20 protein-coding genes are annotated in these 25,420 nt (G+C 70.9%); 9 read left to right on the top strand and 11 right to left on the bottom strand.

The genetic code is table 11. The features are described from left to right. Positions 1–4: 4 nt before the first annotated feature. From O1G22_RS29870 to glnA, 4 genes are all read right to left on the bottom strand, one after another. Positions 5–979 carry an antibiotic biosynthesis monooxygenase gene (locus O1G22_RS29870; RefSeq protein ID WP_270084151.1) on the bottom strand — a complete coding sequence of 325 codons (975 nt, stop codon included), beginning with the start codon at positions 977–979 and terminating at the stop codon, positions 5–7. After that, entirely contained in the window at positions 976–3,702 is a 2,727-nt protein-coding gene (locus tag O1G22_RS29865) for a molybdopterin-dependent oxidoreductase (protein ID WP_270084150.1), read from the bottom strand. The genes O1G22_RS29870 and O1G22_RS29865 overlap by 4 nt, the downstream gene beginning before the upstream one ends. Further along, the gene (locus O1G22_RS29860; protein ID WP_270084149.1) at positions 3,699–4,526 is read right to left on the bottom strand and encodes an FAD binding domain-containing protein; all 828 of its coding nucleotides are present in this window, start codon (positions 4,524–4,526) and stop codon (positions 3,699–3,701) included. The genes O1G22_RS29865 and O1G22_RS29860 overlap by 4 nt, the downstream gene beginning before the upstream one ends. A gap of 424 nt (positions 4,527–4,950) precedes the next feature. Next, positions 4,951–6,312, bottom strand: coding sequence for a type I glutamate--ammonia ligase (gene glnA / locus O1G22_RS29855; protein WP_270084148.1), 1,362 nt, complete (start codon positions 6,310–6,312; stop codon positions 4,951–4,953). A 282-nt stretch (positions 6,313–6,594) separates the two neighbouring features. On the opposite strand from glnA, the gene O1G22_RS29850 reads away from it, so the two are divergent. Then, the gene (locus O1G22_RS29850; RefSeq protein WP_270086589.1) at positions 6,595–7,815 is read left to right on the top strand and encodes a globin domain-containing protein; all 1,221 of its coding nucleotides are present in this window, start codon (positions 6,595–6,597) and stop codon (positions 7,813–7,815) included. Between the two features lie 5 nt (positions 7,816–7,820). Here the strand turns inward: O1G22_RS29850 and O1G22_RS29845 are convergent, their stop codons facing one another. Both O1G22_RS29845 and O1G22_RS29840 read right to left on the bottom strand, forming a co-directional pair. Then, positions 7,821–8,030: a hypothetical protein gene (locus O1G22_RS29845; RefSeq protein WP_270084147.1), complete on the bottom strand. Its 210-nt coding sequence runs from the start codon at positions 8,028–8,030 to the stop codon at positions 7,821–7,823. An 80-nt stretch (positions 8,031–8,110) separates the two neighbouring features. Next, positions 8,111–8,554 carry an RrF2 family transcriptional regulator gene (locus O1G22_RS29840; protein WP_270084146.1) on the bottom strand — a complete coding sequence of 148 codons (444 nt, stop codon included), beginning with the start codon at positions 8,552–8,554 and terminating at the stop codon, positions 8,111–8,113. 155 nt (positions 8,555–8,709) lie between these two features. On the opposite strand from O1G22_RS29840, the gene O1G22_RS29835 reads away from it, so the two are divergent. The 5 genes from O1G22_RS29835 (at position 8,710) to O1G22_RS29815 (ending at position 13,752) form a co-directional block, all read left to right on the top strand. Then, positions 8,710–9,411, top strand: coding sequence for a thioredoxin-like domain-containing protein (locus tag O1G22_RS29835; RefSeq protein ID WP_270084145.1), 702 nt, complete (start codon positions 8,710–8,712; stop codon positions 9,409–9,411). Further along, the gene (locus O1G22_RS29830) at positions 9,411–10,043 is read left to right on the top strand and encodes a DUF305 domain-containing protein (RefSeq protein ID WP_270084144.1); all 633 of its coding nucleotides are present in this window, start codon (positions 9,411–9,413) and stop codon (positions 10,041–10,043) included. Before O1G22_RS29835 ends, O1G22_RS29830 begins: the two co-directional genes overlap by 1 nt. Positions 10,044–10,301: 258 nt before the next feature. Further along, positions 10,302–12,239 carry a S53 family peptidase gene (locus tag O1G22_RS29825; protein WP_270084143.1) on the top strand — a complete coding sequence of 646 codons (1,938 nt, stop codon included), beginning with the start codon at positions 10,302–10,304 and terminating at the stop codon, positions 12,237–12,239. A gap of 376 nt (positions 12,240–12,615) precedes the next feature. Beyond that, positions 12,616–13,116, top strand: a complete 501-nt coding sequence (locus O1G22_RS29820; protein WP_270084142.1) for a hypothetical protein — start codon at positions 12,616–12,618, stop codon at positions 13,114–13,116. A 204-nt stretch (positions 13,117–13,320) separates the two neighbouring features. Then, complete coding sequence (locus O1G22_RS29815; RefSeq protein WP_270084141.1) at positions 13,321–13,752, top strand: hypothetical protein; 432 nt, start codon at positions 13,321–13,323, stop codon at positions 13,750–13,752. 286 nt (positions 13,753–14,038) lie between these two features. Here the strand turns inward: O1G22_RS29815 and O1G22_RS29810 are convergent, their stop codons facing one another. The 4 genes from O1G22_RS29810 to O1G22_RS29795 form a co-directional block, all read right to left on the bottom strand. Continuing rightward, entirely contained in the window at positions 14,039–15,256 is a 1,218-nt protein-coding gene (locus O1G22_RS29810) for an MFS transporter (RefSeq protein ID WP_270084140.1), read from the bottom strand. Between the two features lie 96 nt (positions 15,257–15,352). After that, positions 15,353–16,402, bottom strand: a complete 1,050-nt coding sequence (locus tag O1G22_RS29805) for an endonuclease/exonuclease/phosphatase family protein (protein ID WP_270084139.1) — start codon at positions 16,400–16,402, stop codon at positions 15,353–15,355. A gap of 187 nt (positions 16,403–16,589) precedes the next feature. Further along, the gene (locus O1G22_RS29800; protein ID WP_263636089.1) at positions 16,590–17,126 is read right to left on the bottom strand and encodes a TetR/AcrR family transcriptional regulator; all 537 of its coding nucleotides are present in this window, start codon (positions 17,124–17,126) and stop codon (positions 16,590–16,592) included. Positions 17,127–17,394: 268 nt separating this feature from the next. Then, entirely contained in the window at positions 17,395–18,981 is a 1,587-nt protein-coding gene (locus tag O1G22_RS29795; protein WP_270084138.1) for an MFS transporter, read from the bottom strand. A gap of 199 nt (positions 18,982–19,180) precedes the next feature. Between O1G22_RS29795 and panB the strand changes: the two genes are divergently transcribed. The 3 genes from panB to O1G22_RS29780 all read left to right on the top strand — a co-directional run bounded on the left by panB (position 19,181) and on the right by O1G22_RS29780 (position 22,116). Continuing rightward, entirely contained in the window at positions 19,181–20,047 is an 867-nt protein-coding gene (gene panB / locus O1G22_RS29790; RefSeq protein WP_270084137.1) for a 3-methyl-2-oxobutanoate hydroxymethyltransferase, read from the top strand. A 222-nt stretch (positions 20,048–20,269) separates the two neighbouring features. Then, on the top strand, positions 20,270–21,295 hold the full coding sequence (locus O1G22_RS29785) for an ATP-binding cassette domain-containing protein (RefSeq protein ID WP_270084136.1): 1,026 nt from the start codon (positions 20,270–20,272) through the stop codon (positions 21,293–21,295). Further along, on the top strand, positions 21,292–22,116 hold the full coding sequence (locus O1G22_RS29780) for an ABC transporter permease (protein WP_270084135.1): 825 nt from the start codon (positions 21,292–21,294) through the stop codon (positions 22,114–22,116). Before O1G22_RS29785 ends, O1G22_RS29780 begins: the two co-directional genes overlap by 4 nt. A 10-nt stretch (positions 22,117–22,126) precedes the next feature. On the opposite strand, the gene O1G22_RS29775 is transcribed toward O1G22_RS29780, so the two are convergent. Beyond that, on the bottom strand, positions 22,127–25,390 hold the full coding sequence (locus tag O1G22_RS29775) for an ATP-binding protein (RefSeq protein ID WP_270084134.1): 3,264 nt from the start codon (positions 25,388–25,390) through the stop codon (positions 22,127–22,129). Positions 25,391–25,420: the final 30 nt, after the last annotated feature.

Below are 25,420 nucleotides of genomic sequence, written 5' to 3'. Positions count from 1 at the left end.
CCGGTCAGGGCAGCGTCCAGAATCTGACCGTGACCAGATAGAAGACGGCGGCCCAGAAGACCATCGCCGCCGCCACGATGCCCAGGCCACGGACGTTGGTTCTGACCGCCGCCTCGGCCGGGGGCGGGCGCAGCCAACGGCCGAGCAGCGGGTTCACGTAGTAGGGCATCGTGAGGAAGCTCATGAGGAAGCTCGACAGCAGGTTGCCCACCAGCAGGCCGATCCAGAGCGGCAGGTGCAGTGGGAACAGGGCGAGCGTCAGGAGTACGACGGTCGGGTAGAGGCCGACCCAGACGGCGAGCGAGGTCTTCGTCTCGGAGGGCGGCGGCGGTGTCTCCTTGCCGTCGCCCTCGAAGGCGAACCAGCTGCCGAACGAGTTGTCGATCGTGCGCAGTCTGAAGTCGTTGAACTTCTCGCCCTCGGCCAGGACCTTCTGCCGTTGGGGCGACGTCAGCCAGGCGTCGAGGTGCTCGGCGCTGTCGTAGCGGTACAGGGTGGTCCATTCCTCCTGGAGGCCCTCGATGGGGCGGAAGAGCTCGGTCCCGCGGAACCCTTCGAATTTGCTCTCCTCCTCCACCATGTGGTGCTGCCAGTCGAGGAAGTCGTCGACATGCTTCGGAGCGACGCGGTGAGTGACCACCACGGTCACGAGGGGGTCGAGTGTCTGGGTGCCGCTGCTGACCACCTGCTGGGTCGCCGGACCGTCGAAGTACTGGGCGCCGACGTCGAGATACGTCTGCCGGGTCGCGCTGTTGATCCACGTCTGGAGATGCGCCACCGAGTCGAAGCGGTACACGACGACCCAGTCGGGTTGCAGCGGTGTCGGCGGGGAGGTCTCGGCGCCGAGGAAGCCCGGGTAGTAGGAGGCCGCGGTGTTGAGGTCCTGCTGCCAGGAGGCGAATTCCTGTTCCCTCCCGGGCAGGACCTTCTGGCCGATGATCGCCGTGGCCGCGGCGGCCACGTTCTTTTCGGTGTTCATGGTGTTCGACCTGCCGACACCGACTGCTGTGCCTGGAGTCGGCCGTAGATCCGTTCCGGAGTCAGCGGCAGCGCACGGTAGCGGACGCCGGTGGCGTCATGGACCGCGTTCGCCAGCGCGGGGGCGACCGGGTTGATGCAGCACTCCGCCATGCCCTTCGCGTGCAGGGGCCCCACCGAGTCCGCCGAGCCGGCCAGGAGGAGCTCGGTGCGGGGGATGTCCGCGTAGGTGGGGATGCGGTAGTTGCGCAGGCTGGGGTTGGTCATGACGCCGTTGTCGTCGAGGTGGTGGTTCTCGGTCAGCGCGAAGCCGATCCCCTGGGCGACACCGCCCTCCACCTGCCCCCGGACCTGCGCGGGGTTGATGACCACGCCGACGTCGGCCGCCTGCACGCTGTACAGGATGCGTATCTCCCCCGTCACCCGGTGCACGGCGACCCGGAACCCCTGGGTGTTGGAGGTGACGCTCCGGGGCGAGCCGTAGGCCTTGCGGGCGGCGGTGAACCGGATGCCGCGGGCCCGGGCCACCGCGACGAGCTCGGCCAGCGACAGCCGCCGGTCCCCGCAGACGACACCGTCGTCGTCCATGGAGCACAGCACGACGTGCACGCCCGTGTGCGCCGCGGCGAACTCCAGGATGCGGTCGCGTACGGCACCGGCCGCGCGCAGGACGGCGTTGCCGGCCACGGAGAGGCCCGCGCTCGCGAAGGCGCCGGTGTCGAATCCGTTGCGGTCGGTGTCGGACTGCACCAGGCGGATCCGCGACGGTGTCGTGCGCAGCTGGTTGGCCGCGATCTGGACGTGGGCCGTGGAGGTGCCCTCCCCGAACTCGGCCGTTCCTACGGCCAGTTCGTAGATGAGGTCGTCGCCCAGCGTGACCCAGGCCTCGGAGAGGTGCTCGGTCGGAGGTGCGGTCTCGTGCAGGGAGCTCGCCACGCCGGTCCCGACGAACCACTCGGGGCCGGGCGGCGGCTGGTCGGCCGTACGGGTCAGGGCGTCGCCCACCAGATCGATGCACTGCGCGAGGCCGTCCTCGGTGAAGACCACGTCGTCGGGGCCGTCGTGCAGGGCGACCAGGGGCTCGCCCGGCCGCACGATGTTGCGCCGGCGCAGTTCGAGCGGGTCGAGGTGCAGGGCGCGGGCCAGTTCGTCCATCGCCGACTCGACCGCGAACGCCGGCTGGGTCATCCCGTAGCCGCGCAGGGCACCGCTCGGCACGGTGTTCGTGTAGACGGAGTAGGCGTCGTACCTCTTGTTGGGGCAGCGGTAGATCATGACGGCGGCGCCGCCCGCGTACAGCGTTTCGCCGCCGTGGTTGCCGTAGGCGCCCGTGTTGGAGACGTTGCGCACCTGGAGGGCGGTGAGTGTGCCGTCCGCCTTCGCGCCGAGCTTGACCGTCAGGGTCATCGGGTGCCGCGGCGAGGCCGTGGTGAACTCCTCCTCGCGGGTGTACTCGAAGCAGGTGGGCCGCCCGGTGTCCAGGGTGGCGAGCGCGACGAGGTCCTCCGCGATCACCTCCTGTTTGCCGCCGAACCCTCCGCCGACGCGCTTGCAGAACACCCGTACCTGGTCCGGGCGCAGCGCGAACAGGTATTCCAGTTTGACCTTGGCGATCGACGGCGACTGCGAACTGGTGCGGACGTTCAGCCGGCCGTCCTCCATCCACGCGATCGAGCCATGGGTCTCCAGATGTGCGTGCTGCACCCGCGGGGAGAAGTACGTGCCCTCGTGGATCACGTCGGCCTGGGCGAATCCCGTGTCGACGTCGCCGATGTGGGAGTGGAGTTCGACCAGGATGTTGTGGACGGGGTCGCGGACGAACGGGTCGTGCGAGCCGTGCAGTTGGGGGGCGCCGTCGGCCATCGCCTCCTCGGGGTCGAACACCGCCGGCAGCACCTCGTACTCGACGGCCAGGCGCCGGCAGCCCTCCTCCGCCGCCCCGACCGTGTCGGCCAGGACCGCGGCGACGCGCTGGCCGGCGAAGCGGACCGTGTCGTCGAGGACGAAGGTGTCGTCCGGGTCGACCAGGTGGTCGGTGTGGATCGCCGTGGTGAAGCGTTTGCGGGGTACGTCCTGCCAGGTGTAGACCCGGTGCACGCCGGGCACCGCGAGTGCGGCGCTCTTGTCGACCGAGAGGATCCGGGCGTGCGCGTGGGGTGAGTGCAGCACCTTGAGGTGCAGCAGGCCGTCGATGTGCGTGTCCATCGTGAACTCCGCGTGGCCGGTGACCACGTCGTGGCCCGCGGGCGCGCCGACGCTCGTCCCGACGGCCTTGCCGGGTGCGGCCGTCTCCACCGCGCGGACGCCCTTCACGGCGTCCTCGACGGCCCGGTAGCCGGTGCAGCGGCAGAGGTTGCCCTTCAACGCCCGGGGCAGATCCGCCTTCTGTTCCTCGGTGAACGTCGCCGTCGTCATGATCATCCCGGCGGTGCAGAAGCCGCACTGGAATCCCGGGGCGTCCTCGAACTGCCGCTGCATGGGATGCGGGGCGCCGGGCCGTCCGAGGCCCTCGATGGTGGTCACCTCCCGGCCGTCCGCGCGGAACGCGGGGGTGATGCAGCTGTGTACGGGTTCGCCGTCCAGCCACACCGTGCAGGCGCCGCAGTCGCCCGCGTCGCACCCCTTCTTGACGCCGAAGTGGCCGAGTTCGCGCAGGAAGGTGCGCAGGCACTGGCCGGGGGCCGGTTCCCGGTCGAATGTCCGGCCGTTCACGAGGCAGGTCATGGCAGGTCCCCAGCGTTGAGTTCGCGGCGGATCTCTTCGGCGAAGTGGTGTGTCAGATGGCGGCGGTGGTCGGGGGTCCCGTTGGGATCGGCGAACCAGACGTCGGCCGGTACGGCGTCGATGCTCTGCCTCAGGGTCCGGGCATCGGGCAGGGAGGCGAAGGCGATGCGGACGGGCCGGGTGGTGCCGGCGGTGATGGTGAGCAACAGGTCGTCCCCGCCCCGTCGTTGGGTGCCGATGAGGAACACCGTCGAGCGGCCGAGCCGGGTCAGGCTGAAGCGGCGGTGCGCGGTGCGTTTCCGCAGCGCGTGCGCCGGAATGGTGATGCGCCGCAGTATCTCGCCGGGCGTGAGGATGTTGCGATGGTCGCCCGTGACGAAATCGCGGGCGTCGACGAAGTGCTCGGAGCCGTCGGGAGCCCACAGTTCGTACTGCGCCTCCAGCGCCACGGTCAGCGTGATCATCGGGCCGGCGGGCAGGGACATGCAGATGTTGCCGCCGACGGTCGCCGCGTTCCAGACCTTGAACGAGGACAGGAACGCCTCACAGGCTGCGCGGAAGAGGATTCCCGCCGTCCATTCCGCGGGCCAGGTGCGGGCGTACAGGTCGCGGATGGTGCAGGTGGCGCTGATCTCCAGGCCCTCGTCGCGCTGGACGAGGGGCTCCCAGGGCAGCGCCGTCAGGTCGATCAGCCGGCTCAGGTCCGGCTGTTCCCCGGAATAGAGCCACGTCCCCCCGGCGAGCCAGGCGTCCCCCTCGTGCCAGTCCGTGCCGGGCCGTTCGGACGGTCGCCGGACTACTTCGGTGATGGTGTTGAGGTCCATGAGAACCGACCTGCGGAGAACCGGCCTACGGAGGACGACTGCCCCGTGGCGCTGTATGAGCTGATTTCCCGCTCACGGACATCCAGCCGATTCCCTCGCCGGATTCCGGGGGGACGAAGGCCGCCACGGCCGGACCGTTCGGGGCGGGACCGGCGGGGCCAGACACTTTTGTCACAGCCTATCGCAGCGCCCCGAGGGCGGCCCGGGGGACGAAGCCCGGGAGATGAACCCCGGGGGCGGACCCCGGGGGACGAAGCCCGGGGGATGAACCCCAGGGGCGGACCCCGGGGGATGAACCCCGCCACCCGGAACAGCGTGGTCGAGAAGACCGACGGCTGCGCTCGGCCCGGCCGGCGGAGCTGCTGGACAGCGTGTTCCAGCAGCTCCCGCAGATCGAGTGCCTGACGGGGCCCCGGCGGGGGCCCTACAGCACCGGCAGATTCTTCCGCAGCTCGAACGCCGTGACCTCCGAGCGGTACTCGTGCCACTCGGCCTGCTTGTTGCGCAGGAAGAAGTCGAAGACGTGCTCGCCGAGGGTCTCGGCGACCAGGTCGCTGCGTTCCATCAGGGTGAGGGCCTCGCCCAGGTTCTGGGGCAGGGGCTCGATGCCCATCGCGCGGCGCTCGGCGTCGGAGAGGGCCCAGACGTCGTCCTCGGCGCCGGGCGGGAGCTCGTACCCCTCCTCGATGCCCTTCAGGCCGGCGGCCAGCAGGACGGCGTAGGCCAGGTAGGGGTTCGCGCCCGAGTCCAGGGAGCGGACCTCCACGCGCGCGGAGCCGGTCTTGCCGGGCTTGTACATCGGAACGCGGACGAGGGCCGATCGGTTGTTGTGGCCCCAGCAGATGTACGACGGGGCCTCGCCGCCGGCGCCCGCCGTGCGCTCGGAGCCGCCCCAGATGCGCTTGTAGGAGTTCACCCACTGGTTGGTGACCGCGGAGATCTCCGCCGCGTGCTTGAGCAGGCCCGCGATGAAGGAGCGGCCGACCTTGGAGAGCTGGTACTCGGCGCCCGACTCGTAGAACGCGTTCCGGTCGCCCTCGAAGAGGGAGAGGTGGGTGTGCATGCCGCTGCCGGGGTGCTCGGAGAAGGGCTTCGGCATGAAGGTCGCCTGCACGCCCTGCTCCAGCGCCACCTGCTTCATGACCAGGCGGAACGTCATGATGTTGTCGGCCGTCGACAGTGCGTCGGCGTAGCGCAGGTCGATCTCCTGCTGGCCCGGGGCGCCCTCGTGGTGGGAGAACTCCACCGAGATGCCCATCGACTCCAGCATGGTGATCGCCTGGCGGCGGAAGTCCATGCCGACGTTGGTCGGGGTGTGGTCGAAGTAACCCGAGTTGTCCGCCGGGGTCGGGCGGCTGCCGTCCATCGGGCGGTCCTTCAGCAGGAAGAACTCGATCTCCGGGTGGGTGTAGAAGGTGAAGCCCAGGTCGGAGGTGCGGGCCAGGGCACGCTTGAGGACGTAGCGCGGGTCCGCGAAGGACGGGGAGCCGTCCGGCATGAGGATGTCGCAGAACATGCGGGCGGTGCCCGGGGCCTCCGCGCGCCAGGGCAGGACCTGGAAGGTGGACGGGTCCGGCTTGGCGATCATGTCGGACTCGTAGACCCGGGCGAAGCCCTCGATGGCCGAGCCGTCGAAGCCGATGCCCTCGTCGAAGGCCTGCTCCAGCTCGGCGGGGGCCACGGCGACGGACTTGAGGAAGCCCAGCACGTCCGTGAACCACAGGCGTACGAACCGGATGTCGCGCTCCTCCAACGTCCGGAGCACGAACTCCTGCTGCTTGTCCATCTTCCGCTTCCCCATCCTTGCTGGTCAGGCCGCCTGTCCCCGTGTCCCACGGGAGGCGGTCGGGCACCTGAGCATCACACCACAACACCGTTTCGAACGCGTTGCGGACCTTGATCGCCCGAGCGTCCCCCGCCTGAACGCCTCTCGTACGGCAGGTGTACCGCTCTGTCGCCCATCTTGCCTGCTCGCACCGACATCCGTAATGGCCGGTTCGCATCGCGGAGTGAGCGATACCACGCCTCGTTAATTTGCATCTCAGATGCAACTTTTCATACGGTCCGAATCAGTCGAGCCAGGAGGAGATTCCTGATGCTGTCCGAGCAGTCAGCCGCCACCGTCCGCGCCACTCTGCCCGCCGTCGGCGGGGCGATCGGCGAGATCACCGAGCGCTTCTACGCCCGCCTCTTCGCCGCCCACCCCGACCTCCTGCGGGACCTCTTCAACCGCGGCAACCAGGCTTCCGGCACCCAGAAGCAGGCTCTCGCCGGCTCGATCGCCGCCTTCGCGACGCATCTGCTGGAGCACCCGGACACCCGGCCCGACGCCATGCTCAGCCGCATCGCGCACAAGCACGCCTCCCTGGGCGTGGCCCCCGAGCACTACCCGGTGGTGCACGAGCACCTCTTCGCCGCCATCGCCGAGGTCCTCGGCGAGGCCGTCACCCCCGAGGTGGCCGCCGCCTGGACCGAGGTCTACTGGCTGATGGCGAACGCCCTCATCGCCGTCGAGAAGCGGCTGTACGAGGAGAGCGGCACGACGGTCCGGCGGCCGTGGGAGGTCGTGGAGCGCATCGAGGAGACGGCGGACGTCGTCACCTTCCGGCTGCGCCCGGCCGACGGCGGCCCGGTGCGCGGCTTCCGCGCCGGCCAGTACGTCTCCGTCCAGGTCGAGCTGGCCGACGGCGCCCGCCAGATACGGCAGTACAGCCTGTCCGGCGCCCCCGGCGAGTCGGTGCGCCAGTTCAGCGTCAAGCGCGTGAGCGGCGACGACACGACGCCCGAGGGCGAGGTCTCGAACCACCTCCACGCGCGCGTGCGCGTCGGCGACGTCCTGGACCTGTCCGAGCCGTACGGCGACCTCGTCCTCGGCGACATCGCAGGCCGGCCGCTCCTGCTCGCCTCCGCCGGCATCGGCGTGACCCCGATGGTCGCGATGCTCGCCGCCCTGGCCGACGGCGGCCACAGCGCCCCGGTCACGGTGGTCCACGGCGACCGCTCCCCCGCCGACCACGCCCTGCGCACCGACCACGAGGCCTACGCCGAGAAGCTCCCGGACTCCTCCGTCCACCTCTTCTACGAGCGCGACGCGGAGCCCGGCACCCGCACCGGCCTGGTCGACCTCACCGGCATCGCCGTACCGACGGGCACGCGCGCGTACCTGTGCGGCCCCCTGCCCTTCATGCGCGCGGTCCGCACCCAGCTGATCGAGAAGGGCGTGGCCCCGGCGGACATCCACTACGAGGTGTTCGGCCCGGACCTGTGGCTGGCCCGGCAGGCCGGCTGACGGAATCAGCCCCGGTCGCGTCCGGCGGCCGCCTCGGTCACCTTGTCCAGGAGCGGCTGCACCCTGGCGACCAGGTCCTGGTAGTCGGAGCTGCGGCCGAGTCTCCGGCGTCGCGGACGGTTCGCGGCGGCCTCGGGCTCAGGTGCGTTCGGGCCGTGGATCCTCCCGCTCCGGGCCTCCTGCTGCGCTCGAAGTCCCTGACGAACTCGTTCCACCGTTCGTCATCCGTCCCCTGGTTCCCCTCCGTCACGCGCTCGCCGTCGGCCCACCGGTGAACGCAGTGCGGCGAAGACCGTCAGCCGGTCGGCGCCCCGCGCGAGATCCCCAGGAGCAAAGGCCCCGTCGGCTCGGCGACGATCTCCCCGATCGTGATCGGGTCCAGGCTGGCGAAGAACGCCTCCTGGGCCCGCCGCAGCGCTCCCCTCAGACGGCAGCCGGACCGCAGCGGGCACGGCGTGGCCCCCTCGCAGTCGACCACGTCACCGTCACCCTCGAAAACCCGCACCACCGCCCCCACCGACGCCGTACGGCCCGCCTCGGTGAGCGTGAGGCCGCCGCCCCGGCCGCGCCGGGCGTCGACCAGGCCCAGGTGCTGGAGCTCGGCGACGACCTTGGCGGCGTGGGTGTAAGGCACGTCCATGTCCGCCGCCACCTGGCGGGTGGTGGGCGTGGCGTCGGCGGCGACGGCGAGGCGCATCAGCATCCGCAGGGCCAGGTCGGTGGAGCGAAGGAGCCGCATACCGCGAGCGTAGATAATACGCATCCCAGGTTCAAATTATCCGTTTGCCTGTCTGTTTGCTCTCCGTTCCTACGGCGGGGCGGCGGTTGCCGATTACGATCAGCGGGCCCCACCCACCCCGCCCGTCCCCTCTCCCCCAGAAGGACACAAGCCTCATGGGTTCCGCGAAGAACAGCAGCAGCGCGGCGCGCAAGGCGCGCATCGACGAGATGCGGCGCGCCGAGCGTGCCCGCGAGCGCCGCAACCGGGCGCTCACCATCGGCGCCTCCGTGGTGGTCGTCACCGGTCTCGTCGTCGGTGGTGTGGTCCTCGTGAACTCCCAGTCGGACAAGAAGTCGCTCACCGCGAGCGACTCCAAGAGCGGCTCCGACAGCGACTCCAAGGGCGGCTCCGCCGGGGACTCCGGGCACTTCACCGCCGGCAAGGACGGTGTGCGGACCTGGTCCGGCACGCTGTCGCGCACGCACGTGACGACCAGGGTGTCGTACCCGATGCACCCCCCGGTCGGCGGGAACCACAACCCGGTCTGGGCGACCTGTGACGGCACCGTCTACACCAAGCCGCTCCAGGACGAGAACGCCGTGCACTCTCTGGAGCACGGCGCGGTCTGGGTGACGTACACCAGCAAGGCGAGCAAGGCCGACGTGGACCTGCTCGCGGCGAAGGTGCAGAAGACGCCGTACTCGATGATGAGCCCGTACGAGAACCAGGCCGCGCCGCTGATGCTGTCGGCCTGGGGCCGCCAGGTGGCGGTCAAGAGCGCGAGCGACCCCGAGGTGGACAAGTTCTTCACCGCCTACGTCCAGGGCCCGCAGACCCCGGAGCCGGGCGCCGCCTGCACCAGCGGGGCGATGTAGTGGGCCGGCGGCGCGTCGGCTGGGTGGCGGGCACGGCAGCGGCGGTGCTCGTCGCCGCCGGCGCGGTCACCTACGCGGTGGCCGAGGACTCCGGCGGACCGGACACGAAGACGCCGGCGGCGGAGTCGGCCGACGCCGGGTTCGCCCGGGACATGGCCGTGCACCACCAGCAGGCCGTCGAGATGTCGTACATCGTGCGCGACCGCACGACGGACCCGGACGTGCGGCGGCTCGCCTACGACATCGCGCAGACGCAGGCCAACCAGCGCGGCATGCTGCTGGGCTGGCTGGATCTGTGGGGGCTGCCGAAGGTGTCGGCGAAGCCGCCGATGGCCTGGATGGGCATGGGTGACATGCCCGAGCGCGGGGACGGCTCGCTGATGCCGGGCATGGCGACGAACACGGAGCTGAAGAAGCTCCAGTCGCTCAGCGGCAAGCAGGCCGAGGTCTTCTACCTCCAGTTGATGACGGACCATCACAAGGGCGGTATCCACATGGCCGAGGGGTGTGTGGCCAAGTGCACCGTCACGGTGGAGAAGCGGCTCGCGCAGGGCATGGTCGACGCGCAGCAGTCGGAGCTTCAGGTGATGGCCGGGATGCTCAAGGAGCGGGGAGCGAAGCCACGTTCGTGAACGGAGTGAAAGCGCGTTCGTGAACAGTGCCTCATCTGTTCCGTTACGCAGCCGTAAGGACAAAAGGGATCAAATCGCCCCACCTGACGGCTACTTGAGCTTCTCTTGACCTTTCCGTTCCCCTGACATGAACGGTTCATCGGACAAAGTAACCCCCATCGTGTGATCCATACGGCCGGCCGAACCGCCGCGGGCGGCACGCGGACCGCATGACGTATCGACCACTACATGCATGCGAACCGCATCGCAGGGGGTTCTATGAGATCCAACCGCGCCAAGCTGCGCGCCGTGAGCATGGCAGCGACACTGCCCATGGTCGCCGGCGCGCTGGCGCTGGGCATACCCGCGGCACACGCCGCGGACAGCCCCGCTCGTCAGGCACTGAACGGCACCAAGCCGCTGTGGGCCACGGCCAAGGCGGACAAGGGGGCCACCGCGAACAGCGCCGCGGTGAACGCCCGGGTCTACCTGGCCGGGCGGGACGCGGCGGGCCTCGCCGCCTACGCCAAGGCGGTGTCCGACCCGAGCTCGCCGCACTACGGCAAGTACCTGAGCGCCAAGACCGCGCAGGCCCGCTTCGGGGCCACCAAGGCCCAGGTGGACGCCGTCAAGTCCTGGCTGACGTCGGCCGGCCTGAAGGTCACCGGGGTCACCCAGCACTACGTCGCCGTCTCCGGTGACGTCGCCGCCGCCGAGAAGGCGTTCGGCACCCAGCTGCACAACTACACCAAGGGCTCGGCCACTTACCGCGCCCCGGCGCAGACGGCCTCCGTCCCGGCCGCCCTGCAGGGCGCCGTCCTGACCGTCACCGGCCTGGACAACGCCCCGCACAAGGCGAACCACGACGACCAGCTGCCGGGGCCGGACGCCGTGTTCAAGAACTCGGGCCCGTTCTCGTCGTACTTCGGCTCGAACATCGCCACCACGCTGCCGGACGCGTACGGCGGCAAGATCCCGTACGCGATCAAGGGCTACACCGGCAAGCAGCTGCGCGCGGCGTACGGCGCCGGCACGTACACCGGCAAGGGTGTCCGCGTCGCCATCACCGACGCCTACGCCTCGCCGACCATCGCCTACGACGCCGGCACGTACGCGCTGAAGAACGGTGACGCGGCCTGGAAGACCAGCCAGCTGCACCAGGTGCTGCCGAACAACTACACCAAGGTCAAGGAGTGCAAGGCCGCGGGCTGGTACGGCGAGGAGACCCTCGACGTCGAGGCCGTGCACGCGGTCGCGCCGAACGCGGACGTCACCTACGTGGGCGCCGCCTCCTGCTACGACGACGACCTGCTCGACTCGCTCAGCAAGGTCGTGGACAACCACCTGGCCGACATCGTCTCCAACTCCTGGGGCGACGTGGAGTCCAACCAGACTCCGGACCTGGCCGCGGCCTACGACCAGGTCTTCCAGCTGGGCGCGGTGCAGGGCATCGGCTTCTACTTCTCCTCCGGCGACAACGGTGACGAGGTCGCCAACACCGGTACGAAGCAGGTCGACACCCCGGCCAACTCGGCCTGGGTGACCGCGGTCGGCGGTACGTCCCTGGCGGTCGGCAAGGGCGACAAGTACCTGTGGGAGACCGGCTGGGGCACCGAGAAGGCGACCCTGTCGGCGGACGGCAAGAGCTGGACGAACTTCCCCGGCGCGTTCACCTCGGGCGCGGGCGGCGGCACCAGCAAGACGGTCGCCGAGCCGTACTACCAGAAGGGCGTCGTCCCGGACGGGCTGTCGCAGGCGAACAACGCCTCCGGCAACCGTGTCGTCCCGGACATCGCGGCCATCGCCGACCCGAACACCGGCTTCCTGGTCGGCCAGACGCAGACCTTCCCGGACGGCTCGCAGCAGTACAGCGAGTACCGCATCGGCGGCACGTCGCTGGCCGCGCCGACCATCGCGGCCATCCAGGCCCTGGCCCAGGAGGCCCGCGGCGGCAAGGCGATCGGCTTCGCCAACCCGACGATCTACGCCGACTACAAGAAGGGCGTCTTCCACGACGTCACGGACAACCCGACAGGCTCCGGCCTGGCGGTCGCCCGCGTGGACTTCGCCAACGGCCTGGACGCCTCCGGCGGCCTGCTGTACTCGGTCCGCAGCCTCGGCAAGGACAGCTCCCTGTCCGCGACGAAGGGCTACGACGACGTGACCGGCGTGGGCACGCCCGCGAACGGCTACGTGCAGTCGTACGCGAAGCACTGACGCGCTGACGCGCTGACGCTCCGCTGAGGAGCGGGGGGCGTGGGGTCCTGGTGGACCTCACGCCCCCCTTTGTTTTTACGCGCCCGCCCTAACACGACTCACCGCGTCACATCCGCAGCGACACGCCGTGCTGACCTGTGATGAGCGGACGTCAGAAGATCACTCCGACGGCGTAAAAGTACGTCAATCATTCTTTTTTTCTCGGCCAGTTGAGACGGACGTCAGCGTCCCGGAGGGGCGGCACCCGAGGTCACAAATACCCTGATCGGCCCTCACGTCGACTTTCCGGTATGACTGATATGACCGCGATGGGTATGTTCGTTCCCGAGCCGGCTGACGGGCCGGCACCTCGGAGATACGAGACAGGAGAAGCGACATGAAGCTCGCACGATCCACCATGGTGACCGCTGCCGTCGGGGCCGCCGCAGCTCTTGCCGCGACCGGCATCACGTACGCCTCGGCTGCTTCCGCTCCGGTTCCTCAGGCTGCTCCGGCGGCTGCCTTCGTCGCGCCGCAGGGCGGCGACTCCGGCAAGGGCAACGAGAACTGGGGCAAGGGCAACGAGGGCCGGGGGGAGGAGAACCGGGGCCGCCGGCACGAGGGCCGGATCGAGATCAACGAGCGGTCGTACAGCCCCCACCCGGGTGACTGCATCACCGTCATCAGCGGCCTGGGTGCCAAGACCCTGAACATCCGCAACGACAGCCACAAGACCGTCGAGGTCTTCCGCGGAGCGGTCTGCGACAACGGCGCCCCCATCGCCACCGTCGGCCCCCACAGCTCCAGCTTCGGCGTGCACGCGTGCCCCCCCGAGGGCGTCAAGGTCGAGGACGGCGTGCTGGCCAGCTTCCGCGTGGTCAAGGGCCACGAGGCCTAGTCCGGAACCGACTGCATCACGTGGAGCCCCGGCCCGCCGGAATCGGGCCGGGGCTCCTGTCCCGATCATTGTCCGGCAACCCCGCGCCGCGCACACCCCGGCCCTGGGCCGAACGCGAGGCGCCTCCCGTGGGCGCGCGCACCGGCCGCGCCCGGGTTGTCCGAGACACCGAGACGACACACCGCAGGGTGAGCGAGGTGAGCCATGCGCCTGGTGGAGGACGCGAGCGACGAGACCTACGTCCTGGACATCCGTGACATCAGGTTGACCCCCGCACTGCCGTGGCTCGGGCGCCAGGTCCGCTGGGAGATCGACGGTCATCTCAAGGAGACCGTCGACCTGACCCGGGTCACCTGCAGTGTGGTCATGAAGTTCGGCCCGGTGAAGATGCTGGACAGAAGCTACCGGCTGCCCGATCTCTTGGCGGGCCTGGGCGCGAGACTGTCGGGCGACCCCAGGCCGCCCGCCGGCCCGTGGCGGCAGGCATGGAACCTGCAGCTTCCCGAGACGGTGCCGGTGGCCCAGCACCGGATCCGCCTGCGCGCCAGGACGGGAAACGGCAAGAACTTCCTGGCCCTGGACATCCCGCTGGACTTCAGCCACAGATTCCGGCCGGCCGCATCGGCCGTCTGCTAGGGCCCGTCGTCAAACTCCTGCCGTCCGCCCGGAGGGCGGGCCTCGCGCCCGCTGCGGAGCAGCTGATGTCGCTGTAGGTGCGTGCTATCGGCGTGCCGGGCCCTGGCCCTCGTACTGGACGTACCTGGGTCAGGGCCCGGTGCGGCGAGTGGGGGTCCCCCTGCTCGAAGAGCTTGGGGGAGCGTGCATGGCGTCGCGAGGCTGGGGGCACCTCCCGGCCGAAGGCTGGGGGAGGGAGTTTGACGACGGGGCCCAGGGGCTGACCGCTGCACCGCTGACCGTGGGGTCAGCGGTGCAGCGCCGCCAGGTCCTCCGGCACGTGCGACGTGACGACGCGCCCCACCGACGGAGTCGCCCGCCGCCGGTCCACCGCGTACGCCACCCCCGCCACGCCCAGCCCCAGCACCGCCAGGGCCGCGCCGGCCAGGGCGGGCGACGTGGCGCCGAAGCCCGCCGCGAGGGCCAGGCCGCCGATCCAGGCGCCACCGGCGTTGGCCAGGTTGAAGGCCGCCTGGTTGGCGGAGGAGGCCAGGGAGGGGGCCGCCGACGCCTTCTCCATGACCATCAGCTGGAGCGGCGAACCCGTGATGAACGCCGCCATGCCGAGCAGGGTCACCGCCAGCGCCGCGCTCCACTCCGCCCGCATCAGTACCGGGAACAGCAGCAGCACGGCACCCAGTGAGGCCAGGCCGCCGAACAGCGTGCCCCGCAGCGAGTGGTCCGCGAGCCGGCCGCCCAGCAGGTTGCCCGCCGTCGCGCCCACGCCGAACAGGGCCAGGAGCAGGGTCACGCTGCCCTCCGCGTAGCCCGCCGACTCCGTCAGCATCGGGGTGACGTAGCTGTAGGCCGCGAAGAGCGCGCCGAAACCCGCCACCGTCGTACCGAGCGCGAGCCAGACCGGCAGGGACCTCAGTGCGGCCAGTTCGCCGCGCAGGCCGCCCGTCGACCCGGCGTGCGTCCTGTCGTGCGGGATCAGCAGCGCCAGCGACGCGATCGCCGCCAGGCCGATCACGCTCACGCCGAGGAAGGTCGCCCGCCAGCCCAGGTGCTGGCCCATCAGGGTCGCCACCGGCACGCCCGCGACGTTGGCGACGGTCAGGCCGAGGAACATCAGCGACACGGAGCGGGCCTTGCGCTCCGGCGGCACCATCGACGTGGCGACGACCGCGCCCACACCGAAGAAGGCGCCGTGCGGCAGGCCGCTGAGGAAGCGGGCGGCCAGCAGGGAGTCGTTGCCGGGGGCGAACGCCGACAGGGCGTTGCCCGCGACGAACAGCCCCATCAGGCCGATCAGGACCGTGCGGCGGGACATCCGCGCCGTCACGGCGGCCAGCAGGGGGGCGCCGATCACCACGCCCAGCGCGTACGCCGAGACCAGGTGACCGGCCGTGGGGATGGAGATGTGCAGGTCGTCCGCGACGTCGGGCAGCAGGCCCATCATCACGAACTCGGTGGTACCGATACCGAAAGCGCCGACGGCCAGAGCGAGCAGGGCCAGGGGCATGAAGGGCCTGTGCCTTTCGAAGTAAGAGAGCGGAGTTCCGTCACAGCCTATGTTCAGCTACGGAACAAAGCCTCTCAGGCCCAGTATTCCAGCGGGTTACGACGACGTGTCCAGCTTCACACGGGCCGCCACCGGGAGGTGGTCGCTGCCGGTGCGCGGCAGGGTCCAGGAGCTCCTGGGCTCGACGCCCTTGACCATGATCTGGTCGATCCGCGCCATCGGGAACGACGCCGGCCAGCTGAACCCGAAGCCGCTGCCCGCCGCGCCCTGCGTGGAGCGCATCTGGGAGGTGACCGCGTTGAGTGAACGGTCGTTCATCGTGCCGTTCAGATCACCGAGCAGGACGACCCGCTTCAGGCTCTCGCCGGCGATGGCCTCGCCGAGCGCGTCGGCGCTCTTGTCCCGCTGGCGGGCGGTGAAGCCCGCCGCCATCTTCACCCGCACCGAGGGCAGGTGGGCGACGTACACCGCGATCGGGCCCTTCGGGGTCGCCACGGTGGCGCGCATCGCCCGTTCCCAGCCGAGCTTGATGTCGACGGCGTGCACGTCGCTCATCGGGTACGTGCTCCACAGCCCGACCGTGCCGACGACCGCGTGGTACCGGTACGTCGGCGCGAGCGCCTTCTCGTAGACGGGTACGGCGGTGTTCGGGATCTCCTCCAGGGCGAGCACGTCGGCGCCGGAGGAGGCGACCGCGCGGGCGGTCGCCGACGGGTCGGGGTTGTCGGCGTTGACGTTGTGGGTCGCCACCATCAGGTCGCCGCCCGTTCCCGTGCGGTCGAAGAGCAGACCCCCGAAGAGGTTCAGCCACACGATCACCGGGAGGAGGATCGCGAGGAGCGCGGTCGCCGACTTCCGGATCAGGGCGCAGAGCAGCAGCAGCGGGACGATCAGGCCCAGCCAGGGCAGGAAGGTCTCCGTGAGGCTGCCGAGGTTGCCCACCTGGTTGGGGATGCGCGAGTGCAGCAGCATCACCAGGGCCAGGAGGAGGGCGAGGACCGCCAGGACGATGCCCCGGCGCCAGATGCGCGGGTCGCCGCGCCAGCCGGAGAACAGGCGCTGTGCCAGGCGTCGGAGCCGGGATCCCGGTCGCTTCGGCCCCTTGCCGTCGCCCACCGTCTCCGAAACGTACGCCTGCTGCGCCATACCGCCTGCCTCACTGCCTGCCGTGCACCGTCGTCCCCCCGTGCCGCTGTCGACCCTAGGGGATGATCGGCTCCGTTCCCGCCGTCCCATGACGGCCGTACGGAAGTCGAGGACGAACGGCGCGGGGCTGCGAGTTCCGTTCAGCCGTGCGACCCCTGAGGTCTGTGACGAAACGCGCACATGGATGCTACGAGGCTGTCGAGCTGACGGGTCGTAGGCAGGTGAGGACCGTGTCGACGATCTCCTCCGCGAGGCCCTCGGGCAGCTCACCGTCGGGGCGCAGGATGCTGCGGACGAGCATGGGGCCGACGAACAGGTCGTTGGCCAGCTCCAGATCGATGTCCGGCCGGAGTTCGCCGCTGTCCCGCCCCCGCCGCAGCACCTCGATGACGAGGTCGCGGCGGGGGGCGATGACGCCGGCGTGGTACGCCGCCCAGACCTTGGGGCTGGATTTCATCTGGGCGTACACGTTGTGCAGGATCGCGGAGGAGCGGCTGGCGAGGCCGCGCACGCGCAGGGACTCCAGCAGGACGACGAGGTCGTCGCGCAGGCTGGTGCCGGGGAGTTCGGGGTCGGGGGGTTCGGCGGCGCGTACGACGTCGACGAACAGTTCCTCCTTGCCGCTCCAGCGGCGGTAGATGGTGGCCTTGCCGACGCCGGCCGTGCGTGCGACGCGCTCGATGGAGAGCTCGGCGAGGGGGACGCCGTCCTCCAGGAGCTTCATCACGCCTTCGAGGATGGCGCGTTCCACGGCCTCGCTGCGGGGCCTGCCCCGCACGGCACCGCAGGGTCGCGTCCGGCCGCCGACGCCGGTGTCGATGCCGGTGTCGGTGCTGGTGTCGATGCCGGTGTCGGTGTCGATGCCGGTGTCGGTGTCGATGCCGGTGTCGGCAGGGGTCACGTCGTTTCCGTCCTCTCACTGTGCTGCGGCGATTGTGCCGCAGCACCCCTCCTTCCCCCCTCGACGACCGCTGGACGACCGCTGGTCCGGGTCAGTCTCCGACCGCGACCAACTCCGGCTCCTTCCGACCCTCCTGACCCGCCGTCGGCCGGCCCGGCAGGAACAGGGCGGTCACCACGGCGCCGATCAGCGCGATGCCCGCACCGCACAGGGCGGTGACGTGCATGGCGTGCAGGAACGCGTGGTCGGCGGGGGCGACCAGGGCCTGGCCCCGCGGGCCGAGCTTGCCGGCGATGCCGAGGGTGGCCTCGATGGACTCGCCGGCCTTGTCGCGCAGGGCGGGCGGCAGCAGGCCGAGCTTGTCCTCGATGCCGCTCCGGTACGACGCGGCGAGCACCGAGCCGAGCACGGCGATGCCGAGGGCGCCGCCGACCTGGCGGAAGGTGTTGCTCAGCGCGGAGGCGGAGCCGGCCTTCTCGCGGGGCAGGGCCTGCATGATGACGACCGAGGTCGGCGTCATGATGTGCGCCATACCGGTGCCCATGAGGAAGAACACGACCTCCAGCAGCCAGATGGGCGTGTCGGCCTCGAAGCCGGCGAACGCGGCGAGCGTCGCGGCGATCAGCACCATGCCGGCCGTGGTGGTGGCACGGTTGCCGAACCGCTCGACGAGCAGCCGGGCGCGCGGTGCGAAGATCAGCTGCGCGGCGGCGAGCGGCAGCAACAGCACGCCGGATTCCAGCGGCGAGTAGCCGCGCACGCTCTGGGTGTAGAAGACGCCGAAGAACGTGACGCCCATGAGTGCGAAGAACGAGAGCGCGATGGCGCCCATGGCGGCCGAGAAGATCTTGTTCTTGAAGTAGGTGACGTCCAGGGACGGGTGGTCGCTGCGCTTCTCGAAGACGACGAAGGCGACGAGGACGGCGAGACCGGCGCCGATGGTCGCCAGCACCTTCGCGTCCGTGAAGTCGGCCAGCTCGCCGCCCTTGATCACGCCGTAGACCAGCAGGACGAGACCGACGACGGACAGGAGCACGCCGACCGGATCGAGGCGGCCGGGCTTCGGGTCGCGGGAGTCGGGCACCAGCCAGGTCATCAGGATCAGCGCGACGATCACGATCGGCACGTTCACGAAGAAGACCGAGCCCCACCAGAAGTGGTCGAGCAGGGCGCCGCCGGTGATCGGCCCGACGGCGATGGCGAGGCCGACACCGCCGGCCCAGATGCCGATGGCCTTGGGCTGCTCCTCGCGCTCGAAGACGTTCATCAGCACGGCGAGGGTGGAGGGCATGACGAAGGCGGCACCGAGGGCCATCAGGGCGCGGAAGGCGATCAGCTGGCCCGGGGAGCCGGACTCGGCGGCCAGGGCGGAGCCGATGCCGAACACGGCGATGCCGCTGATCAGCACCTTCTTGCGGCCGAGGCGGTCGCCGACGAGGCCGGCGGTGAAGAGCAGGCCGGCGAAGACGAGGGTGTAGGCGTTGATCGCCCACTCGATCTGGCCCTGACTGGCGCCGAGGCCGGTGGGCGCCGGGCTGGAGATGGTCTTGATCGCGACGTTCAGGATCGAGTTGTCGAGCACCACGATGAGCAGGCTCAGCATCAGCACACCGAGGATCGCCCACCGGCGCCGGTGCACCGCTTCCGGTATCCGGGAGGCAGGGACGGGACTTGTCATGTGTTCGAGGCTACGAGCATTTCGATACGGAACGGTCTCGTATCTAATTTCTTTACCAAGGCCTTACATGGCGGGACCGCAGCCGTTCTCGACGGGATCACAGGGGGTCCCCCTGGCCGTGCCCGGCACGAAGTGCCACCATGGAGACGATCCGGGGACGCCGTAAGGGCGCCACGAGATGACTGAAGGAGCCGTTGCAATGACGCAGCTTTCGGCTGCCCAGACGAGGCCCACCGACGGCAGCAAGGCGCTGTACGGGGGCAAGGGCACACGCCGTATCACTGTGCGCGACATCGCCCTCGCCAAGGAACGCGGCGAGAAGTGGCCCATGCTCACCGCTTACGACGCGATGACCGCGTCCGTCTTCGACGAGGCCGGGATCCCGGTGATCCTGGTCGGCGACTCGGCGGGCAACTGCCACCTGGGGTACGAGACGACCGTACCCGTCACGCTGGACGAGATGACCATGCTGTCCGCCGCCGTCGTGCGCGGCACCCAGCGCGCCCTGATCGTGGGCGACCTCCCCTTCGGCTCGTACCAGGAGGGCCCGGTGCAGGCGCTGCGCTCGGCGACCCGGCTGGTGAAGGAGGCCGGGGTCGGCGCGGTCAAGCTGGAGGGCGGCGAGCGCTCGCACGAGCAGATCCGGCTGCTGGTGGAGTCCGGCATCCCGGTGATGGCGCACATCGGGCTGACCCCGCAGTCCGTGAACGCGATGGGCTACCGCGTGCAGGGGCGCGGCGAGGAGGCGGCGCAGCAGCTGCTGCGGGACGCCAAGGCGGTGCAGGACGCGGGTGCGTTCGCCGTCGTGCTGGAGCTGGTTCCGGCGGAGCTGGCGGCCGAGGTGACGCGGGTGCTGCACATCCCGACGGTCGGTATCGGCGCCGGGCCCGAGACGGACGCGCAGGTCCTGGTCTGGACGGACATGCTGGGGCTGACCTCCGGGCGGGTCCCGAAGTTCGTCAAGAAGTACGCCGATCTGCGTGAGGTCATGTCGAACGCGGTGAAGGAGTTCGCGGAGGACGTCGTCGGCGGAACGTTCCCGCTGGAGGAGCACTCCGTCCACTAGGCGTCGCCACTGAGCCACTGCGGAAACACCCCGGGCAGCCCGCCGATCTTCCCCCGTCGGCGGGCTGCCCCCCTTTGCGCCTGAACCGGAGCCGCTCTCGCGGAGGTGGTTGCCCGCCGTCGTGGTTCCTCAATCGATGGTTGCGGTGGTCGTCGGGAGGTTGTCGGTGGCTGTCGGTGGTCTGTCGGTGGATTGTCGGCAGGCCCTGGCACCGTCTCTGCCATGACACGAATCGATGACAACCCCGTCGGCGAGAGCCGCGCAGTGACGGTGCGGGGGCTGGTCAAGCACTACGGCGAGACCAAGGCGCTGGACGGCGTCGACCTGGATGTGCGCGAGGGCACCGTGATGGGCGTGCTCGGGCCGAACGGCGCCGGCAAGACCACCCTCGTACGGATCCTGTCCACCCTGATCACCCCCGACGCCGGCCGGGCCACCGTGGCCGGCTACGACGTCGTACGCCAGCCCCGGCAGCTGCGCCGGGTCATAGGGCTCACCGGGCAGTACGCCTCCGTCGACGAGAAGCTGCCCGGCTGGGAGAACCTGTACATGATCGGGCGGCTGCTCGACCTCCCCCGCAAGGACGCCCGCGCACGGGCCGACGAGCTGCTGGAGCGGTTCTCCCTCACCGAGGCGGCCAAGCGGCCGGCAAGCACGTACTCCGGCGGTATGCGACGGCGGCTGGACCTCGCCGCGTCCATGATCGGCCGGCCGGCCGTTCTCTACCTCGACGAGCCGACCACCGGGCTGGACCCCCGCACCCGCAACGAGGTGTGGGACGAGGTCAAGGCCATGGTCGGCGACGGAGTCACCGTGCTGCTCACCACCCAGTACATGGAGGAGGCCGAACAGCTCGCCTCCGAGCTCACCGTGGTGGACCGGGGCAAGGTCATCGCGGGCGGCGGGATCGAGGAGCTGAAGGCCAAGGTCGGCGGTCGTACCCTGCGCGTGCGGCCCCTCGACCCGGCCGAGCTGCGGCCGCTCGCCGCCATGCTGGACGAGCTCGGTATCACCGGGCTCGCCACCACCACCGTGGACCCCGAGACCGGCTCGCTGCTGGTGCCGGTCCTCAGCGACGAGCAGCTGACCGCCGTGGTCGGCGCGGTCACCGCGCGCGGCATCACGATCTCCTCCATCACCACCGAACTGCCCAGCCTGGACGAGGTGTTCCTGTCCCTCACCGGCCACCGGGCCGGCACCCCGCAGCAGACCACGCCCGCCGACTCCCGCGAGGAGGTCGCCGTATGAGCGCCACGACCATGACGATCTCCCTGACCACCGACGCCGACGTACGGATCCCGCTGCGCGGGCATCTGCGGCACACCGGCGCGCTCATCCGCCGCAATCTGCTCTGGATCCGCCAGGACCCGGAGTCGATGTTCGACGCGCTGTTCATGCCGATCGTCTTCACGCTGCTGTTCGTGTACGTCTTCGGCGGCTCGATCGGCCAGGCGCTGGGCGGCGGCCAGGACCAGTACGTGCAGTACGTCATCCCCGGCATGCTGGCGATGATGAGCATGACCCTGTCCCAGGGGGTCGGCACCGGGTTCAGCCAGGACTTCAACAGCGGTGTGATGGACCGGTTCCGCACCCTGCCGATCGGACGCGGCTCGGTGCTGTTCGCGAAGATCGCCGTGGAGCTGGGGCGGATGCTGTTCGCCACGGTCATCCTGATGGTCGTCTCCGCCCTGGTGGGCTTCCACATCCACCACTGGGCCGGACTGTTCGCGACCGTGGGCCTGTCCGCGCTGTTCGCCTCCTCGATCATGTGGGTGTTCCTCACCCTCGGCGTGATGCTGAAGAACGCGCAGTCGGTGCAGGGCGTGGGCTTCCTCGTGCTGTTCCCGCTGCAGTTCGGCTCCTCGATCTTCGCGCCGACGAACTCGATGCCCGGCTGGCTGCGGCACTTCACCGACTACAACCCGCTGTCCACGCTCGCGGACGCGGCCCGCGGGCTGATGATCGGCGGCCCGGTGGCCCACGATCTGTGGGTGACCGTGGGCTGGTCGGTGGCGATCACGGCGGTCATGGGACCGATCGCCATCCACAAGTTCCGTACGAAGAGCTGACGCCCGCGCGTCACACGAGGGCGGTGGCCTCCGCGAGGGAGAGGCCACCGCCCTCGGCGTACGCGGCCGCGTACGCGGCCGCGTCGAGCCGCTCGCGGATCCGGGCCTCGGTCAGATCGTGCACCCGGCGCTCCACGCCGGAGACGACATGGCCGGGCGGCGTCACGGCGTCGGCGGCGCCCAGACAGCGGGCCCCGGCCACGGCACCCGCCTCGCCGCGCTCGGCCAGGGCCATCGCGGCGACGGTGAGGCAAACGGAGGGCAGGTGCGGGCTGATGGCCTCGGACAGCGGGTCCATGGCCAGCCGCAGCGCCTGGCGGACGCGGGCCAGGGCCGGGTCCGCCAGCCGGTCGAGGGCGTCCAGCCAGGCCTCCTGGACGAGGATCATCGCGTCGAAGACCACGAAGTGCGCGATCTTGAACTCCTCGCGCAGCAGCCGGAGTTGCTCGCGCGCCTCGCCGGTGCGGCCGTCCAGGCCGAGCCAGCAGGCGAGGAACAGCCGGGCGAAGGGCATGGCCTCGTTGAGGGCGCCGTCCTGACTGGCGATGACGTCGCGGAGCATCTGCTCGCCGCGCTCCAGTTCGCCCTGCTCCATGAGCACGCTGCCGAGCCGGGCACGCAGGATGGCCATCTGGGCGCGGGCGCCGAGGCGTTCGGCGTACGCGATGGCGGCCTGGTAGTCGGCGGCGGCGGCAGCGTAGGCGCCCTTGCGCTCATGGGCCTCGCCGCGCGCGGACAGCGCCTCGGCGGTGCCCCACGCGTCACCGAGGCGGCGGTAGATCTCCAGCGCCTCGTCGGCGTCGCGAGAGGCGTCGCCCGCCCAGGCGGTGCGGTTGGCGAGGAGGCCCGCGCGCATCTGGAGGGCGCAGGCCAGCTCCCACTCGAAACCGGGGGTGTTCCGGCAGGTCTCCACGGTGGCATCGATGATCGTGCGCAGCCGGTCCATGCCGCCGGTCAGCATCTCGGCGAAGAACCACAGCATGCCCGGGGCCCGGCAGGTCTGCGGCAGGCCGGGCTCGTACACCTCGCTGATGACCCGCAGCTTGGCCTGCGCCTCGGGGGTCTGCCAGGCCTCCAACTCGGTCTCCATGCAGGCGAGATGGGCCAGATGGACACCGCGCCGGGCCTCGGCGAGGACCTCGCCGCCGTACGGAGGCGGGGCGTCGGTGCAGCGCTCCGGCACCGGTCGGGCCGGGCGGGCCGGCGCGGCGAACGGGTCGGGGCCGAGCGCCATGACCTCCCGGCACCAGTTGCGGGTCTCGATGCGCTGGTCGCGCATCTGCCAGAACCACAGCAGGGACAGCACCAGGCACAGCGCCTCCTGCTCGTCGCCGAGGGTCACGGCGTGCCGCAGGGCGGTGCGCAGGTTCTCGTACTCCAGCTGGAACCGGTCGATGGCGGTGCGCTGTTCGGGGCCGCGCAGCAACGGGTCGGTGGCGCGGGCGAGTTCGCGGTAGTACGTCAGATGGGCGCGCTCCGCCTCGCTCCGGCGCCCGGACTCGGCGAGCCGTTCGGCGGCGTACTCGGCGACGGTCTCCAGCAGCCGGTAGCGCATCTCCCCGTCGCTCGAAGGGACGGCCACGACAAGGGACTTGTCGACCAGCGAGCCGAGCGCGTCGAGCGCGAACGGGCCGCAGACGGCCTCGGCGGCGGCCAGGTCGCAGCCGCCCGCGAACACCGACAGCCGGGCGAGGACATCGCGTTCGTCCGCGTCCAGCAGATCCCAGGACCAGTCCACGACGGCCCGCAGGGTCTGCTGGCGGGGCAGGACGGTACGGCTGCCGGAGGTGAGCAGCCGGAAGCGGTCGTCCAGCCGGGCCGCTATCTGCCCGGGGGTGAGCATGCGCAGCCGGGCCGCGGCCAGCTCGATCGCGAGGGGCAGCCCGTCGAGCCGCCGGCAGATCTCGGCGCAGCCTTCCGGATCGTCCTCGGTACGGAACCCGGGCCGGGCCGCCGCGCCCCGCTCGGCCAGCAGCCGCAGCGCGACCGGCTCCGGCAGCGGCTCCACCGGCCGCAGCAGCTCCCCCGGCACACCGAGGGGTTCGCGGCTGGTGGCGAGGACGACCAGCCCCGGGCAGCGGGACAGCAACCGGTCCACCAGTTCGGCCGCGGCCTCCACGACGTGCTCGCAGTTGTCGAGGATGATCAGCATCCGGCGCCGGGCGCAGTGCTCCAGGAGCCGCTCCAGGGGTTCGTCGTGCCGGTCGGCGACCGCGCGCATGCCCTCGACGCCGGCGCCGTGCAGCACGGTCTCGCGGGCACCTATGGCGGTGACGACGGCCTGCGGTACGGCCTCGGGGTCGTCCACGGGGGCCAGCTCGGCCAGCCACACCCCGTCCCGGACGGTGTGCCGGACCGCCTCGGCGGCCTCCAGGGACAGCCGGGTCTTGCCGGCGCCGCCCGGCCCGAGCAGGGTGACCAGCCGGGCCCGCGCGAGATCGGCGCCGATGGCCTCGATGTCGGCTTCCCGGCCCACGAAGGAGGTGAGCCGGGCGGGCAGGTTGCCCACGGCGGGCCGGGGCTCCGGTTTCGGGGGCTCCGGGGCTTCGGCGGTCAGCAACTCGGCGTGCAGGGCGCGCAGTTCGGGTCCGGGGTCGGTGCCGAGCCGGTCCGCGAGGAGGCGTCGTACGTCCTCGTGGGCGGCGAGCGCCTGGGCGGGGCGGCCGGTGTCGCGCAGGGCGCGCAGCCGCAGTGCCTGGAGCGGTTCGTCCAGCGGGTGCTCGTCGCACAGCGCGGTCAGCTCGGGCAGCGCCTGCTCGGCGTGGCCGAGGGCGAGGGCGGCCGTGTGCCGGGCGCGCAGCGCGTCCAGCCGACGGGTCTCCCAGCGGGCCGCCTCGGCGGAGTGATCGGGCAGGTCGGCGAGGGCGGGGCCGTGCCACAGGGCGAGCGCGTCGTCCAGGACGGCGGCGGCCTTGGCCGGGTCGCCGTCGGCGAGGGCCGCGAGGCCCTCGCCGGTCAGCCGGTCGAACCGGGTGAGGTCGACGTCGTCGGGCGCGGCGGTGAGCCGGTAGCCGCCGTCGGCGGAGACGACGGCGTCCGCGCCGAGGGTACGGCGCAGCCGGCCGACCAGCGCCTGGAGCGCCCCGGCGGCGTCGGCGGGCGGGTCGGCACCCCACACCTCGTCCACGAGCACGCCCACGGGCACGGCCCGCCCGGCCCGGAGCGCCAGCACACTCAGCAGGGCACGCAACCGCGCCCCGCCGACCGGGACGGGCGTACCGTCGGAGCGGAGTGCCTGGGTGGAGCCGAGAAGCGAAAAGCGCACGGGGTCCATTGTCTCCGGGGACGGCCGGGTGCCGCTCCT

The sequence above is a fragment of the Streptomyces camelliae genome, assembly GCF_027625935.1.
GTDB classification, from domain to species: domain Bacteria; phylum Actinomycetota; class Actinomycetes; order Streptomycetales; family Streptomycetaceae; genus Streptomyces; species Streptomyces camelliae.
This window is presented reverse-complemented; position numbering and strand designations above follow the sequence as displayed.

Excerpts from the sequence above, each read along its gene's own strand:
- O1G22_RS29815 (WP_270084141.1), top strand. The coding sequence starts at position 13,321 with ATGCGCCTGGTGGAGGACGCGAGCGACGAGACCTACGTCCTGGACATC.
- O1G22_RS29860 (WP_270084149.1), bottom strand. The coding sequence starts at position 4,526 with ATGGACCTCAACACCATCACCGAAGTAGTCCGGCGACCGTCCGAACGG.
- O1G22_RS29810 (WP_270084140.1), bottom strand. The coding sequence starts at position 15,256 with ATGCCCCTGGCCCTGCTCGCTCTGGCCGTCGGCGCTTTCGGTATCGGT.
- O1G22_RS29870 (WP_270084151.1), bottom strand. The coding sequence starts at position 979 with ATGAACACCGAAAAGAACGTGGCCGCCGCGGCCACGGCGATCATCGGC.
- O1G22_RS29795 (WP_270084138.1), bottom strand. The coding sequence starts at position 18,981 with ATGACAAGTCCCGTCCCTGCCTCCCGGATACCGGAAGCGGTGCACCGG.
- glnA (WP_270084148.1), bottom strand. The coding sequence starts at position 6,312 with ATGGACAAGCAGCAGGAGTTCGTGCTCCGGACGTTGGAGGAGCGCGAC.
- O1G22_RS29825 (WP_270084143.1), top strand. The coding sequence starts at position 10,302 with ATGAGATCCAACCGCGCCAAGCTGCGCGCCGTGAGCATGGCAGCGACA.
- O1G22_RS29865 (WP_270084150.1), bottom strand. The coding sequence starts at position 3,702 with ATGACCTGCCTCGTGAACGGCCGGACATTCGACCGGGAACCGGCCCCC.
- panB (WP_270084137.1), top strand. The coding sequence starts at position 19,181 with ATGACGCAGCTTTCGGCTGCCCAGACGAGGCCCACCGACGGCAGCAAG.
- O1G22_RS29775 (WP_270084134.1), bottom strand. The coding sequence starts at position 25,390 with ATGGACCCCGTGCGCTTTTCGCTTCTCGGCTCCACCCAGGCACTCCGC.
- O1G22_RS29820 (WP_270084142.1), top strand. The coding sequence starts at position 12,616 with ATGAAGCTCGCACGATCCACCATGGTGACCGCTGCCGTCGGGGCCGCC.
- O1G22_RS29800 (WP_263636089.1), bottom strand. The coding sequence starts at position 17,126 with ATGAAGCTCCTGGAGGACGGCGTCCCCCTCGCCGAGCTCTCCATCGAG.
- O1G22_RS29805 (WP_270084139.1), bottom strand. The coding sequence starts at position 16,402 with ATGGCGCAGCAGGCGTACGTTTCGGAGACGGTGGGCGACGGCAAGGGG.
- O1G22_RS29785 (WP_270084136.1), top strand. The coding sequence starts at position 20,270 with ATGACACGAATCGATGACAACCCCGTCGGCGAGAGCCGCGCAGTGACG.
- O1G22_RS29780 (WP_270084135.1), top strand. The coding sequence starts at position 21,292 with ATGAGCGCCACGACCATGACGATCTCCCTGACCACCGACGCCGACGTA.
- O1G22_RS29835 (WP_270084145.1), top strand. The coding sequence starts at position 8,710 with ATGGGTTCCGCGAAGAACAGCAGCAGCGCGGCGCGCAAGGCGCGCATC.
- O1G22_RS29840 (WP_270084146.1), bottom strand. The coding sequence starts at position 8,554 with ATGCGGCTCCTTCGCTCCACCGACCTGGCCCTGCGGATGCTGATGCGC.